The sequence below is a fragment of the Bartonella sp. B17 genome (genome assembly GCF_053795755.1).
Genome location: NZ_CP200032.1, coordinates 1,689,783 through 1,704,766, shown reverse-complemented (window position 1 = coordinate 1,704,766; position 14,984 = coordinate 1,689,783). Strand labels below are relative to the sequence as shown.

At 36.9% G+C, this 14,984-nt stretch carries 11 protein-coding genes; 6 read left to right on the top strand and 5 right to left on the bottom strand.

Annotation, left to right across the window (positions count from 1 at the left end; genetic code table 11):
• Positions 1-193 precede the first annotated feature (193 nt).
• Positions 194-1,570, bottom strand: coding sequence for a magnesium transporter (mgtE, locus tag V4B18_RS07695; protein ID WP_455475836.1), 1,377 nt, complete (start codon positions 1,568-1,570; stop codon positions 194-196).
• Between the two features lie 359 nt (positions 1,571-1,929).
• Here mgtE and V4B18_RS07690 point away from each other — a divergent pair, with 359 nt between their 5' ends.
• Positions 1,930-3,954 (top strand): M3 family metallopeptidase, encoded by a 2,025-nt coding sequence (locus tag V4B18_RS07690; protein WP_455475835.1) that lies wholly within the window; start codon positions 1,930-1,932, stop codon positions 3,952-3,954.
• Positions 3,955-4,103: 149 nt separating this feature from the next.
• Here V4B18_RS07690 and V4B18_RS07685 read toward each other — a convergent pair whose 3' ends face one another.
• Positions 4,104-5,150, bottom strand: a complete 1,047-nt coding sequence (locus V4B18_RS07685) for an SGNH/GDSL hydrolase family protein (RefSeq protein ID WP_455475834.1) — start codon at positions 5,148-5,150, stop codon at positions 4,104-4,106.
• Positions 5,151-5,165: 15 nt separating this feature from the next.
• Positions 5,166-6,428, bottom strand: a complete 1,263-nt coding sequence (locus tag V4B18_RS07680) for a lytic murein transglycosylase (RefSeq protein ID WP_455475833.1) — start codon at positions 6,426-6,428, stop codon at positions 5,166-5,168.
• A 247-nt stretch (positions 6,429-6,675) separates the two neighbouring features.
• Between V4B18_RS07680 and galU the strand changes: the two genes are divergently transcribed.
• Both galU and V4B18_RS07670 read left to right on the top strand, forming a co-directional pair.
• Entirely contained in the window at positions 6,676-7,566 is an 891-nt protein-coding gene (gene galU / locus V4B18_RS07675) for a UTP--glucose-1-phosphate uridylyltransferase GalU (protein WP_455475832.1), read from the top strand.
• A gap of 39 nt (positions 7,567-7,605) precedes the next feature.
• Positions 7,606-8,601 (top strand): KpsF/GutQ family sugar-phosphate isomerase, encoded by a 996-nt coding sequence (locus tag V4B18_RS07670; RefSeq protein ID WP_455475831.1) that lies wholly within the window; start codon positions 7,606-7,608, stop codon positions 8,599-8,601.
• A gap of 272 nt (positions 8,602-8,873) precedes the next feature.
• Here V4B18_RS07670 and V4B18_RS07665 read toward each other — a convergent pair whose 3' ends face one another.
• Positions 8,874-9,233: a hypothetical protein gene (locus V4B18_RS07665; protein WP_455475830.1), complete on the bottom strand. Its 360-nt coding sequence runs from the start codon at positions 9,231-9,233 to the stop codon at positions 8,874-8,876.
• A gap of 254 nt (positions 9,234-9,487) precedes the next feature.
• Here V4B18_RS07665 and V4B18_RS07660 point away from each other — a divergent pair, with 254 nt between their 5' ends.
• From V4B18_RS07660 to guaB, 3 genes are all read left to right on the top strand, one after another.
• Positions 9,488-10,864 carry a sigma-54-dependent transcriptional regulator gene (locus V4B18_RS07660; RefSeq protein WP_455475829.1) on the top strand — a complete coding sequence of 459 codons (1,377 nt, stop codon included), beginning with the start codon at positions 9,488-9,490 and terminating at the stop codon, positions 10,862-10,864.
• Between the two features lie 438 nt (positions 10,865-11,302).
• Positions 11,303-12,820, top strand: a complete 1,518-nt coding sequence (locus tag V4B18_RS07655; protein WP_455476564.1) for a phospholipase D-like domain-containing protein — start codon at positions 11,303-11,305, stop codon at positions 12,818-12,820.
• Positions 12,821-12,972: 152 nt separating this feature from the next.
• Complete coding sequence (guaB, locus tag V4B18_RS07650) at positions 12,973-14,472, top strand: IMP dehydrogenase (RefSeq protein WP_455475828.1); 1,500 nt, start codon at positions 12,973-12,975, stop codon at positions 14,470-14,472.
• Positions 14,473-14,638: 166 nt separating this feature from the next.
• Here the strand turns inward: guaB and V4B18_RS07645 are convergent, their stop codons facing one another.
• Complete coding sequence (locus tag V4B18_RS07645) at positions 14,639-14,776, bottom strand: hypothetical protein (protein ID WP_455475827.1); 138 nt, start codon at positions 14,774-14,776, stop codon at positions 14,639-14,641.
• Positions 14,777-14,984 lie beyond the last annotated feature (208 nt).

Genomic DNA, 14,984 nt, shown 5'->3' with positions numbered 1-14,984 from the left:
AGGAAGAAGTGTTTCTACGGCAAAGTGTCGCGAAGGTTTTTATTTTTCTGCCCTTTTGAGCTTATTTTGTGAAGTTTCTCAAGAAAATTGATAACATGAGTATTTTAGATATGTGCTTCAAAGATAAATAATGCAACCTATTCTCTTAAATAAAAAAGATTTTAGGTTGCAGATATATTTTTGCTTCATGTGTTTAAAGTAGAGTTCCAGATAAAATAAGGGAAGCTACAGAAAAATAGATCACAATACCTGTCACGTCTACTAAAGTTGCTACAAAAGGAGCAGAAGCGCTTGCAGGGTCAAATTTCAAAACTTTAAGAATAAAAGGAAGCATAGAGCCAGATAGAGAACCAAATGTAACGATTCCGATCAAAGTTGCACCTACCGTCATAGAAATAGCAATCCAATGTTCCCCGTAGTTATATATACCCAACTGTTGCCAGATAATTATGCGCATAATTCCAATCATTCCAAGTAAAATACCAAGAGATAGTCCTGTTGGAACTTCACGAATAATAACTCTCCACCAGTCTTTAAGTGTGAGTTCGCGTAGAGCTAATGCACGGATAATAAGGGATGTTGCCTGTGATCCAGAATTTCCTCCTGAGCTCATAATGAGAGGAATAAATAAGGTAAGAACAATTGCTTTTTCAAGCTCTGTTTCAAAATATTGCATGGCGCTAGCTGTCAACATTTCACCAACAAAGAGCAAGGCAAGCCAACCGCCGCGTTTTTTCATCATTTCAATAAAGCTGATCTGCATATACGCTTTATTGAGAGCTTCCATACCCCCAAATTTATAGGCATCTTCATTCATCTCATCGACCATAGTGTCAAGCACATCGTCGACAGTTACAATACCAATGACATGGTTGCTTTCATCAACAACTGGTACAGAGAGAAGATCGTGGCGTTGAAAAAGACGAGCAATATCTTCATGATCTGTTGAGGGTGATATTGTGATAGGTGTGTCACGCGTGGGAACATTTAGAATTTGCTCATCAGGTGAAGCAAGAATAAGATTACGAAGTGAAACAGCTTTGAGAAGGGTACCCATTTTGGGATCAATAACATAGCTTGTGTAAACTGTTTCGCGTGTTCGCTCAACATCACGAATGTGGTCAAGAGTTCTTTTTACAGTCCAGTTTGCTGGAACTGCTATAAATTCTGTTGTCATGAGTGCACCAGCTGTATGATCGGGATAACTCGTGAGCTTTTTTAGTTCAGATCGCGTTAAAGGTTTTAGTAAGGCATAAAGCCGTGTGCGCGTTTCTCCATCCATTTCTTGAAAAACGTCTGCCGCGGCGTCTGCGGACATACCATCGAGAATTTCAACAGAACGATTTACAGGTAAAAGTTCAAGAATAGCTGCAGGTTGTTCAAGTTCTGGCTTATCAAAAAGTTCAATGGTATAATCAAGCGGGAGAAGAGCAAGAATAGTCACGCGTTCCATAATATCAAGATCATTGATGATATCTATTGAATCGGCAAAATGTCGCTTCTTTAATTCTTCTGCGAGAGCTTCAGGAGACAAATTTTTAAAATCGAAGGCCGTTTTGATTTCCGTCATGATAAAATACCTTCCGCAGAGGTGGAGAATTGTAAATCCAAATTATGGATAGGGATAAATCAAAAATTATGGAAGATGCTTACATCCCCCCTTAACTAGGTCTTCAAGTTAATATTCCAAATAAAGTCAAGGATAAATCACAAGCATCACATGCTATAAACAGTTTTATAAATTAAGCGCGTAGTAATTTTGATTTTTGTTTATCTCCTTGTGGTAAAGCTATCTTTAGTATTTTTTGTATCAAAATATAGGTCTGAAATATTATTTTGAAGTACATGAGATAAATTTTACAATATTATCATGTTTATCATAAAAATAAGTATTACGTTTTAAAATGTGTAATGGAGATATATAGTACTATGACAAAAGCAGCAGTGCTGGACTGGAAGGGATTTGCAGGGCTTCCTGATTTTTCTTCAATAAATGATGACGATTTTAAACCTGCTTTTGAACAAGCACTTAAGGAAGCAGAAGAAGAAATTGAGGCAATTGCAGCAGTGCAAGATGCACCAACAATTGAGAATTTTTTGCAGCCTTTTGAGCTTTCTGGTAAAGCGCTTGATCGTGTATGTTCGATATTTTTCTTGCGTTCCGGTGCTTATAGCAATGCGTTGATTCAGCAATTAGAACAGGAATTTGTTGTAAAGCTTTCTCGTTATTCTTCAAAAATTATGATGGACGCACGAATATTTGCAAAAATAGAAGTACTCTATAAACAGTCGCAACGAGGTATGTATGATAGTGAAACAACGCGTGTCCTTGAATTATGGTGGAAAAGGTTCGTTTGTAATGGTGCAAAACTTGATGAAAAAGGCAAGAAGCGACTTGTTGAAATTAATGAAAAGCTTGCTTTTTTAAGTGCTACTTTTGGCCAGCATGTTTTAAAAGATGAAGCTGAGTGGACTTTATTTTTAGAACAGAAAGATTTATCTGGCTTGCCTGATGATCTTATCGCCTCAATGAAGGAAATTGCTCGCGAAAAGGGGAATGAAAAGACCTATGCATTAACATTGGCGCGCTCAATTGTTGAACCATTTTTAAAGTTTTCTCATCGCCGTGATTTGCGTGAAATAGCGTTCCAAGCTTGGGCTAAACGTGGAGAAAATAACAACGATAATGATAATCGAGAAATTATTGTAGAAATCATTGCATTGCGAGATGAACAGGCTAAATTACTGGGATACAAATCCTTCGCAGATTTAAAACTTGATAATACTATGGCAAAAAATGTTGATGCAGTTATGGATTTGCTCATGCCGGTATGGAAGCGGGCGCGAGCTAAGGCTGCTGCTGAGCAAATTGAATTGCAAGATTTTGCAAAAAATCAGGGAAGCAATGAGCCCTTAGCAGCTTGGGATTGGCGCTATTATGCTGAAAAGCTGCGTGCTGAGAAATTTTCTTTCGATGGATCCGAAATCAAAAATTACTTTCAGCTTGATTGCATGATTGAAGCAGCTTTTGCCGTGGCAAAAAGACTCTTTGGAATTTCATTTGAAGAAAAAAATACTGTTGCACTTTGGCATCATGATGCACGATTGTGGGAAGTAAAAAAATCTGATGGAAGTTTGCTTGGGCTTTTTATTGGCGATTATTTTGCGCGTTCTTCAAAACGATCTGGTGCATGGATGAGCAGACTGCAATCACAACATAAATTGAATGGAGGACAAAAACCTATTATCTATAATATTTGTAATTTTGCTAAGCCGCCTAAAGGGCAGGTTGCTCTCTTATCACTTGATGATTCACGTACGCTTTTCCATGAATTTGGGCATGCATTGCATGGTTTACTTTCTGATGTAACATGGCCATCTGTATCTGGAACATCGGTTTCGCGCGATTTTGTTGAACTTCCTTCTCAACTGTATGAACATTGGTTAACTGTACCAGAAGTATTAAAATCTTATGCTACGCATGTAAAAACAGGGATTCCTATGCCACAAGCATTGATGGATAAAATGATAACAACACAAATATTTAATGCTGGTTTTTCTGCTGTTGAGTTTATTTCATCAGCTTTAGTGGATATAGCTTTTCATAAAGGAGAAACAATAACTGATCCAACAATGTTTGAGCATCAGGAATTAGAAAAGTTGCAAATGCCCAATACAATTATCATGCGTCATCGTCCTCCACACTTTACGCATATATTCTCAGGGGATGATTATGCTGCTGGCTATTATTCTTATATGTGGTCAGAAGTGCTTGATGCGGATGCTTTTCAAGCTTTTGAAGAGACCGGTGATGTGTTTAATTCAGAGCTTTCTGATCGGTTAAAGCATTTTATTTATTCTGCTGGCGGAAGTCGTGATCCAGAGGAGCTTTATAAAGATTTTCGGGGACGGTTGCCTTCACCAGAAGCGATGATTAAAAAACGTGGACTGTAAAATAAAAGCATAACGGTATAGCATATGCTATACCGTTTATATTTGCTGTAAAAATTTGTGTATCTTTTTTGTTCATCATAGCTATATGCAATGGATTTTTATTGTGTTTTTTTATTTATAAAAAATAGGATTTTGATTTTAAAAGGATATTACGGGAAAAAAAAATTATCAGCTCGGTCTCTCTGATGCCCATTTTGAGGAATCCATGATTTTTTTATAGAGCTTGAATCTGTTTTGTCTAGTAAGTGCGTATTTTGTTGTGCCATGTCATCGAGGCTTATCGGAGATTTGCGGTTAATATTATTTGTCTCTTGCGTAAATTGGATAGGATCTGTATTTTTGTAGGAAGATGGTTGAGAATTGAAAATAATGTTCAATTGTTTTTCTAGATAAGCTGCAAGTTTTTTCTTTCCTTCGAGAGTAAAATTAATCCCATCAGAAGTGCGCAGCTTTACTATTTCTCCATTTATATTATAACCTGAGAAAGAAAATTGACCTTGTGCATTAGCAAAACCATCCCAGATATCGATGAAATGCCCACTCGTTGCTTCTGTTGTATTTTTATAAAGTGTGTTAAAGATACGCATTTTTTGTGTTAAATTATTATTCTCAAAAGCAGGCAGACCAATCCATACCCATGGTTTCCCAGAATTATGAAGGATTTCAACAATTTCGATAATTCTTTGTTTATAGGCATTCTCCCATTCCAGCTGTGCTGTGTTAAATATGCCATACGGTGTTATGATTGGTTGATTATCATTTGCACCTATCGCTATAATAATAGCTTCAGGTCTATTTTTATCAATGAGTTCAGGAATATTGTTTTTCCAAGAATAGTAATCAGTCCGAACCAAGCCAGAACTCGGCATTGTATTGTTTATGACGATGATGTCGCTATTATCAGCAAAAAGCTTCATGAGTGCATCAGCAGTAGCAGAAGCTACAAAGTCTCCTATAACAAGAATGCGTTTTGCATTTTTTTCTTTTAATTTTTGTGCTGGTTTTTGTTTTATAGCTCTTTTTTCTAGCTTATATACTTTATCCTCTGTAATCTGTGGCTGTTGTTGTTCCTGCTTTTTATGGTGAAATAACAATTCGAAAAAGTTATGTGCTTTGCTTGGGCTTTGCTGGATAACAATAAAGGCAGAGGTGAAAGAAATCAGAAAAATAAAGTGTATTAGACTAAAAGAAGGCAAACATTTTACTCCAGATTATTGTTTTCGAAGAAGGAAAAGAATTTTATGGGAGGGATGTCCATCTGCTTCTAATTTGTGGCGCAGTTGGAAAGCTTTAATTGCTCTTTTAGAAGCAGTTCCAATTTTCCCATCAACTTCTCCTTTGTAATAGCCTAGCACAGCTAGGCGATGTTGCAGCTCTTTACGCTCTTGAAAAGTAAGAGGATGAAAAGGTCGATTCCAATCTTGAACCAATCCTGGATGCCCCGCAATGCGATTAGCTAAAAGAGCAACTGCGAAAGCATAACGGTCTGCATTATTATAATGTTTAATAACAAAAAAGTTTTTTGTTACTAAAAATATGGGTCCCTTTGATCCATCTGGATATTTTAACATTGCCAATTCAGAGGATGAAGGAAAAGGATGGCCATTTGCATGTTTTACGCCTAGCTTTTTCCATTGTTCAAAGGAGAGCCAATCGTTAGGAAAATTTTTCCCCTGTGGTAATTTGACTTCTATTCCCCAAGGAAGATTAGATTGCCAACCATTCATATGAAGAAGATTCGCAGCAGTAGCAAGGGCATCTGGAATAGAAGTCCAAATGTCGCGTCGTCCGTTCCCATCCATATCAACGGCATAGGCGAGATAACTGGTTGGAATAAATTGCGTATGTCCCAATGCCCCAGCCCAAGATCCAGTAAGTTGGGAGCGTTCAATTTCTCCACTTTGGAGAATTTTCATGGCAGCAATCAGTTGTGCGCGTGCATATTTTGCACGTTTTTTATCTGCATAAGCTAGAGTTGCAAGTGAACGGATGGTATCACGCATTACATTTTTGTTTTCTAAAATTTTTCCATAATTGCTTTCTATTGACCAAATAGCTAAGAGTATATGGGGATTAACGCCAAAACGTTTTTCAATTTCAGGAAGCCACTTTTCCCATTTTTTCTTTTGGTGTTGTCCTTCCATAATTGCAATATCATGGACACGATTATCGAAATAATTCCATGCTGGATCGACAAATTCTGGTTGGTATGCAGCTCTTTTTAAAACTTCTGGATCAATTGTATTGACATTTTTAAAAGCTATATCAAACGTAGATGATGAAATATTGTTGGCTAAAGCTGTTTTTTTAAACTCTTTAATCCAGTTTTGAAAACCGTTATTAGTATCAGCGTGCAAAATTGGTGATAGAAACATTGAAAAAGCATAAAAAATAGCGACTGAAACAATGATAATAGCGCTTCGATTTATCAATTTTCTTGAAAAAGAAAAACTTTTAAATTCTATTGTTTGCATTTTTAATTTCCATCAATATTCAAGTGCTTTTATATACTGTAACTTCATCTTTAAAATTGGCTTAGTTGATTATCTTTTCAAGAAAGTAAGTAAATATTGTAATTTATTATTTATTTTTAAGAAATATTCTTTCAAAAATTATCTTACCTGTATTTTTTCTTGTTTAATATAATGGTAATTCAAATAATTCGTTAAAGCATGCGGTAAATGAAGCCAGAAAATCATATATTTAATCAGGAGGATAATAGTGCATAAAATTCGAAAAGCAGTATTCCCTGTGGCTGGTTTGGGTACTCGTTTTCTTCCTGCAACAAAAACAGTACCAAAAGAAATGCTAACTATTGTTGATAAGCCTGTTATTCAATATGTTGTAGATGAAGCACGTGAAGCTGGTATTGAGCATTTTATCTTTGTTACTGGACGTAATAAAGCAGTAATTGAAGATTATTTTGATGTGCAAGTTGAATTATATACAGCGCTTGCTGAACGTGGAAAAAAGGAAGAACTTGAGCATTTACACGCTTTACAGCCTCTTCCCGGTACGACTTCTTTTACTAGGCAGCAGCAGCCTTTAGGGTTAGGGCATGCTCTTTGGTGCGCGCGCGAATTAGTAGGGCAAGAACCTTTCGCTTTGTTGTTACCAGATATGCTCATGCAAGCTAAAAGAGGTTGTCTTTCTGAGATGATTAATCTTTATGAGAAAATTGGTAGGGGTAATATTATCGCGGTTCAAGAATGCAATCCTAGGGAGGCTCATAAATATGGGATTGTTGAAAAAGGCAAACAGATTGAAAACGGTTTTGAAATCATAAAAATGGTAGAAAAGCCAACGAAAGGAACAGCTCCATCGAATTTATACATTAATGGACGTTATATTTTGCAACCAGAAATTTTTAATATTCTCTCTAATCAAAAGCGGGGGGCAGGGAATGAAGTTCAATTAACAGATGCGATGGTACGACTTTCAGATGAACAGGATTTTTTTGGTTTTCAGTTAGATGGGCTCACTTTTGATTGTGGTTCTAAGACTGGTTTTATTGAAGCAAATATTGCGTTTTCTTTAGCGCGTGTCGATATGCATGAGCAAGTTTCTACTTCATTAAAGAACTTGCTTAAAATTATTAAAATTGAAAAATGATATAGACCTCCAGTTTAATTTCATTTATCAGACTTGGTTATGAATGAACAATCTTCTCATATGTTAATCTCATATAACGCTGTTACATCGGCACTTAAGACTATTGCGAGTGAAAAACAGGGGCTTGAAGCTCTTGAAACAGCTCTTCTTGGAGGTCTTTCTTCTTCTTTTGAAGCTGCTGTTCAAACCATCAGGAATGCTAAGGGTCGTGTGGTGATTACGGGTCTTGGGAAGAGCGGCCATATAGGAACAAAAATTGCTGCAACTTTAGCTTCAACGGGAACACCTGCTTTTTTTGTGCATGCTGCAGAAGCCAATCATGGCGATCTTGGTATGATTGGGGCTGATGATGTTATTCTCGCCTTATCATGGTCGGGAGAAACTTTGGAATTAAACGGCATTATGAGCTATGCTGCACGATTTCGGACTCCACTCATTGCAATAACATCGGGGGAGTATTCTACATTAGGGCGACAAGCTGATATTTTACTATTGTTGCCAAAGATAGAAGAGGCGTGTCCCCATGGGCTTGCGCCTACAACTTCAGCAGTTATGCAATTGGCAATGGGAGATGCGTTAGCTGTTGCGCTTTTAGAAATGCGTGGCTTTACTGCAACGGATTTTAAAATTTATCATCCTGGTGGTTCTCTTGGTGCAAGCCTTAAATATGTACGTGATATTATGCACAAAGGTGATAATGTTCCTTTGGTTATACAGGGGACAGCTATGGTTGAGGCCATGAATATTTTGGTTAAAAAGCACTTTGGTTGTGTTGGCGTCGTAAATCAAAAAGGTGAATTGATTGGGATTATGACTGATGGTGATCTTGCGCGTAACATGCATGTTAACTTATCAGAGCTTAGTGTTGATGAGGTTATGACAAAAAAACCCAAAATTGTTGATCCAGATACATTAGTTGGTGCTGCAACAGCTTTTATTAATGATCACCATATCGGAGCTTTTTTCGTGGTTGAAGATAAAAAACCCATAGGAATTGTCCATTTTCACGATCTTTTGCGTGTTGGCGCTGTTTAAGCGGATGATCTCCATAAAAGATAAAATTTTACCATTAGGTATAAAAAATGACTTCATAAATAAAAGATGAAGTTTTTGCCGTGGGTTGGCTTTATTAAATAAAAATACTTATCGGACAAGATAATCGTTTATTCATATCATTGGTATACTTTTTTTAACAGATAATCGCATTAATATTTGTATATCTGAAAGGAAAGCATACCACAAAGAAAGATTCGCGTTTCCTATATGGAGCTGCTTTATTTATCTTTGTTGACAATTTTGACTTCTATTTAAATTTTTCGCTTAAGAGAAAATGGTAATCCCGCATAGGATGAGCATAAAAGTTCCATCTTGTTATGTGATATTGCACAACTTACTCGAGATATCGTTCCACGGAGAATTGAGTGTATTTCAATTTCTACATATTGAGCACTGATATATTTATAAGTCCCTTCTGATAATTTTTCGTGTGTATCTGCTGAAGTTGTTTCAAAAACACCATTGTGGAAAGAAGAAATGATACCGTTCTCATCAACCCATTTACCATCAATTCCAGCTGGTATATTCTGTCCATAATATTGCGAAAAGCTGCACGCTACTAAAGCCAAAGAAGTGATGATAAGACATAAAATATGGCAAGTGTGTTTCATTTTTTTTCTCTAATTTGCATTACTCTATTTTTGAAATTCTAGCATCGTTAAATGATTCCATTAGTCAATATGGGAATTTTGATGAAAATCAATGAAAAAGCAAAAAAAATGGAAAAAAATGCCTTAATGTTGTATTTAGCTAACAGGTTTGATGGAGCTCGTATGTGAAGCACAAGAGATGAGATATATTCTTATGGTTTACAACAATTATTACATTAAGCCGCTTAGTAGTCTCAAAGGAGATTATTAAAATTATGATTGGTCCCGTTCTTGTTGCAAGTGAAGATTATGGAAAACGCAGAGAGCTTTCTGCTATGCTCCGAGGCTTTGGTTATCGTGTTATTGAAGCAGAAAATGGCTTACGTACGGTTGATCTTTTGCACAGACGTAAAAATATTGTGCTTGCATTACTTGATGTCGTCATGAGTGATTTAAGTGTGAGCGATTTGATTAAAATGATTAGAGCTGCAGGCGTTTTTGTTCCTATCGTTGTGATAGTGCCACGAGATAATCAAGAATTACTTCAGAAAGCTTTAACAGCTGGAGCTATTGATTACTGGATTTATCCCGTCACATTGCTGCGATTAAGGGTTACTCTGGATATGCTTGCTCTTGTTTCTGCATTAGAGCGTGAGATTCATTATATTCGGCGGAAAAATGAAAATCATTTACGATTTTCAGATCTATGCGTAAAAAGTAAAGCAATGCAGAGTGTACTAGAAAAATCAAAGAGAGCAGCGATTTCTTTACAAAATCTTTTAATAGAAGGTGAAGCAGGGACTGGTCGTGAAACATTAGCCCGCATTATTCATCATGAAGGTTTGTGTTCAGGAGATTTTATCCGTTTTCGATGTTCAGCTATTGTTGATCCAGAAGAAGAAAAACGCCAGTGGTTTAACGAATTTTTACCACTGGTTTCTTCTCTTGAAAAGGGAACACTCTGTCTTTGTGATGTTGATCGGCTCGAGCCTATACAGCAAAAACGTTTTTCACATTATCTTCGAGAAAGAGAAAAAGATGCAAGAAAAAAAGCATATCCTTTCCGGATCATTGCTATTTCAACGTCGCGGCTTGCTGGTTTGGTTCAAGAAGATTTTTTTTCACGTAGTTTGTTTGAACAACTTTCCCAATTATCTATCAGTGTTCCTGCTTTACGAGAATTAAGAGATGATTTTCCAGAGCTTATGCAACGTTTAATTGACAAAATTATTATTGAGACAGGGCGATCGCATGTGCATGGCTTAGCAGAGTCAGCTCTTTCATTGCTCATGCATTATGATTGGCCTGGTAATTGGGATGAAATTGAAAATTGTTTATTTCGCGCTGTTTTACTTAGTGAGGGACCATTGTTAACCATTAGAGATTTTCCGCAGCTATTGGGAAATTCATTGATGGGTGTTCCAAATATAATTGAGAATGATGTTCAAGAACATCGTGAAAAAGAATCAATACAATTTTTTAATGCTGATGGGCATATTCGTACTTTTGCTGATATGGAGCGTGATATTATTGAGAAAGCGGTTAAACACTATAATGGACGTATGAGTGAGATTGCTCGTCGTCTTCGTATCGGGCGCTCTACACTTTATCGCAAAATGGATGAATTGAAAATGATAAACAGTCAAGACTAGAAGTAAAATTTAAATCGGATATTTATTTATGAAAAGGCATGATTTTTAGAAAGGAATAATATAGTTTGCTATAAATTTTAATTATTGAAGATGGTAATTGTGCAATCAATGCGTATACATCTTATTTAATGAAATTATTATCAGCTCTCTTTTTTATTTAAGTTTTTATAATTTTAGTTAAGGTTGATCTTAGATCTAATAGCTGTATTTTTTATGCTTTTTGACACTGGAGCAAAAATTTTAGATTCGCTGAATACATCTATGTTTTCTTAAGCAATGGATAATGTTTTGCTTGTTATATGGTTTAAGATAGGAGCGTTGATTTTTGTGTTGTGGTTCGTATCTATAATGATGCGATGGGTTGGAAAATAGAAAGTATCCTTCTTGTTTCTGTTACAGATTATTGTTCATTGTATTATATTTTTTTTTGTTGCCTCCATGTTGGCGATTTATACATATGGGCGTTTTATGAAAAATGCTCGGGGAGAATGCTCCTATGCATTTACTGTAAAAAAAGACGAAACCAAGCTTGATCGTATAGTGTCTCAATTAGCGGAAAAAGCGGATGGATTAGGGGTTGATAAAGATGCTCTTTCACTCATCATCAATAATTTGGATGCGTTTTGTGCTCGTGCGATAGGAGCCGCAGAAGCAGGGCGCAGTCTCGACTTGATGTATTATATTTGGGATGATGATTTAACAGGTCGTTTGTTATTAAGTGAAATTGTTGAGGCAGCTGATCGTGGTGTTCGGGTGCGCCTTCTTTTAGATGACATTAATGCTCAGGCACATGATCCAGCTTATATTGCGTTGGACAAGCATCCTAATATTGAGGTTAGAATGTTTAATCCGGGGCGAGCACGTAAGGGTGGTTTACGTCGTGGTTTAGAAATTATATTAAGAGCAATTACTGTAACACGCAGAATGCACAATAAAGCTTTTATTGTGGATGGTAGAGTAGCTTTTGTCGGAGGACGCAATCTTGCAGATTCTTATTTTGATGCAGGTAAAAAATCACGTTTTCGAGATTTAGATTTGATGTTAATCGGTCCATCGGTTAAAAAGGTTGAAGCTATCTTTGATGATTTTTGGAATAGCGCTGTCGTTTTACCGATTCATACTTTAGTTGTTTCAAAAAGTGCGAGTAGTCTTGGTTATTGGAAGGATAAGTTACGACAATTTCGTAATTCTAAACTTGCTAAAGTTTATCTGGACTATGTCAACAAGCAGATTAATTTTGAGCATTTTATTTATACGGGCAAGCGGTTATTTTTAGCGGATAAAGTTGTTGTTCTTTCTGATCCTCCAGAAAAAGCGTTGCGAAAAAAAACAGAAAATTGGCTCATGAAGACACTTGCACAGGTTATTGGGAGTGCCAAAAAGACGGTTCAGATTACATCACCTTATTTTGTTCCTGGGAAGGTCGGTACACGGCATTTTAGCAACTTGGTCTCAAAAGGTGTTGATGTTAAAATTCTTACTAATTCTTTGGCTGCTACTGATGTAGCACTTGTGCATGGTGGTTATGTGCCATATCGCAAAGCGTTGTTAAAAAGTGGTGTTAAGCTTTATGAGCTAAAACCAGATGGCGATACACATGGAGTGCGCCTATTTAGATCAAGTAAGGCCAGTTTACATGCTAAAGCTTTTTTAGTTGATCGTAAAACTGCTTTTATTGGATCTTTAAATTTTGATCCTCGATCAGCTGCACTAAATACAGAAATGGGGATTCTTTTTGAATGTGCACCAATTGCGGCGAGATTAGATTTGCTTTTTTCTGAGGAAACGACCGGCGAAATGAGTTATCATCTCCGTCTTGGTGATAATAACCGCATTTATTGGGATTTTATCGAAAATGAAAGACAGTGTAGTATTGATTCTGAGCCAGAAAGCAATTTTGGGCGTCGTATATTTGCAAAAATAGTGAGTTGGTTCCCTATTGAATCACAATTATAGATTTTACAAATGATCATCAAAAAATTGGTTTATTTTTCTTTTCATTTTATTTGTAGCATGGCATAATTCATTGCCAATTCACAATTTATTGAGAACTGCAGTTTGTATCTTAACGTTACCTGCAGTATTTTGTTATTAAAAGGACCTTGGTTATGGCAAAAATTGTTGAAACGAAGACAGGTGCATTGGCGTTGACTTTTGATGATGTCCTTTTACAGCCGGGTCATTCTCTTGTTATGCCGAGCCAAGTAGATCTTAAAACGCGTATTGCAGCGGATATTGAGTTAAATTTGCCGTTGCTCTCAGCAGCGATGGATACTGTAACGGAATCGCGTTTAGCAATTGCTATGGCTCAAGCTGGTGCTATTGGTGTTATCCACCGCAACATGTCTTCTGCAGAGCAGGCTGAAGAAGTACGTCAAGTAAAAAAATTTGAATCTGGTATGGTTGTCAATCCAGTGACAATTGGGCCGGACGCAACGCTTGAAGAGGCGAAAGCTTTGATGCGCTCTTATGGAATTTCGGGCATTCCAGTTGTTGAAAATGGTGCTAAAGGTAAAACTACTGGGAGACTTATTGGTATTTTGACAAATAGAGATGTGCGTTTTGCATCAGATCCAAAACAAAAAATTTATGAATTAATGACGCATGAAAATTTGATCACAGTACGTGAAAATGTCCGGCTAGACGAAGCTAAATATCTTTTGCATCATCATCGTATTGAAAAGTTATTGGTTGTAGATGAACAAGGTCGTTGTGTTGGTTTAGTGACGGTAAAAGACATTGAAAAAGCACAATTAAATCCGAATGCTGCTAAAGATTCTCAAGGTCGATTGCGTGTTGCTGCTGCAAGTAGTGTGGGGGATAAGGGGATTGAACGTGCTGAACGGTTAGTTGATGCCGGCGTCGATGTATTAGTGATTGATACAGCTCATGGGCATTCTCAGCGTGTGCTTGAAACAGTTGAGCGTATTAAAAAAATGACACTTTCTACGGTTGTTATTGCTGGGAATGTAGCGACTCCGCAAGCTACAAAAGCTTTGATTGATAGCGGTGCAGATGCGGTAAAAGTTGGTATTGGTCCTGGCTCTATTTGTACAACGCGAATTGTTGCAGGTGTTGGTGTGCCACAGCTTGCGGCTATTATGGGCGCTGCAGAGGTCGCTGATAAAGCTGGTATTCCTATAATTGCTGATGGTGGGATTAAAGCTTCTGGCGATTTTGCTAAAGCCCTAGCAGGTGGAGCTTCAGCTGCTATGATTGGTTCTCTTTTAGCGGGTACAGAAGAAAGCCCTGGCGAAGTTTATCTTTATCAAGGACGGTCATTTAAAGCGTATCGTGGTATGGGATCTGTTGGTGCTATGGCAAGAGGATCGGCAGATCGTTATTTTCAGGATGAAGTTCGTGATGAGCTTAAATTAGTCCCTGAAGGTGTTGAGGGTCAGGTTGCTTATAAAGGATCTATAGCATCGGTTTTGCATCAGCTAGCTGGTGGATTACGTGCTTCTATGGGATATGTTGGAGCAAAAAATCTAGTGGAATTTCGTGAAAAAGCAACATTTGTTCGCATTACCAATGCTGGACTTCACGAAAGCCATACTCATGATGTGGCTATTACACGGGAGAGTCCGAATTATCGCAGACCTATTTAATGTTTTTAGAAGCTTAGAGTCATTCAACAATAACATAAAAGATCTTTAAAAAAGTGTATGAAAATTATCATTTTTCTCGTTGTACTTTTGATAATAACCCTCCAAACATAAAAAAGAATTGGAGTGCTAGCCTCCAATTCCTTTGAATTACATGAAATTGAGAGGGTTAATTTTTTTCGGTCTTCTGATCCATCTTCGATGCGCGTTGACGATTGTGAGCTTGATCACTTTGGACGGATTTATTTTCGTTTTTTGAAGACATTGTTTTAGATGAAGCTGTTTTCCCATTATTGTGAGTGTTCATTATTTTCTCCTTTTAAATTATTTAGCATAAGCTAGTACAGTGGAAACGGTCGTACTAAATAGTGGTTCCAAGTGGTTTTTAAAATTTATCTCACGTTTTGTTGGAAATAGGATGAAGGTGTATAGTTTTGGTAAAAGTATCTTTTCATTTTTCAGGATAATAACATTTAAAAGATATTAAATATTTTATGTTGGACGCTGCTATATAA

Excerpts from the sequence above, each read along its gene's own strand:
- V4B18_RS07645 (WP_455475827.1), bottom strand. The coding sequence starts at position 14,776 with ATGAACACTCACAATAATGGGAAAACAGCTTCATCTAAAACAATGTCT.
- V4B18_RS07655 (WP_455476564.1), top strand. The coding sequence starts at position 11,303 with ATGTTGGCGATTTATACATATGGGCGTTTTATGAAAAATGCTCGGGGA.
- V4B18_RS07665 (WP_455475830.1), bottom strand. The coding sequence starts at position 9,233 with ATGAAACACACTTGCCATATTTTATGTCTTATCATCACTTCTTTGGCT.
- V4B18_RS07660 (WP_455475829.1), top strand. The coding sequence starts at position 9,488 with ATGATTGGTCCCGTTCTTGTTGCAAGTGAAGATTATGGAAAACGCAGA.
- mgtE (WP_455475836.1), bottom strand. The coding sequence starts at position 1,570 with ATGACGGAAATCAAAACGGCCTTCGATTTTAAAAATTTGTCTCCTGAA.
- guaB (WP_455475828.1), top strand. The coding sequence starts at position 12,973 with ATGGCAAAAATTGTTGAAACGAAGACAGGTGCATTGGCGTTGACTTTT.
- V4B18_RS07670 (WP_455475831.1), top strand. The coding sequence starts at position 7,606 with ATGAATGAACAATCTTCTCATATGTTAATCTCATATAACGCTGTTACA.
- V4B18_RS07690 (WP_455475835.1), top strand. The coding sequence starts at position 1,930 with ATGACAAAAGCAGCAGTGCTGGACTGGAAGGGATTTGCAGGGCTTCCT.
- V4B18_RS07680 (WP_455475833.1), bottom strand. The coding sequence starts at position 6,428 with ATGCAAACAATAGAATTTAAAAGTTTTTCTTTTTCAAGAAAATTGATA.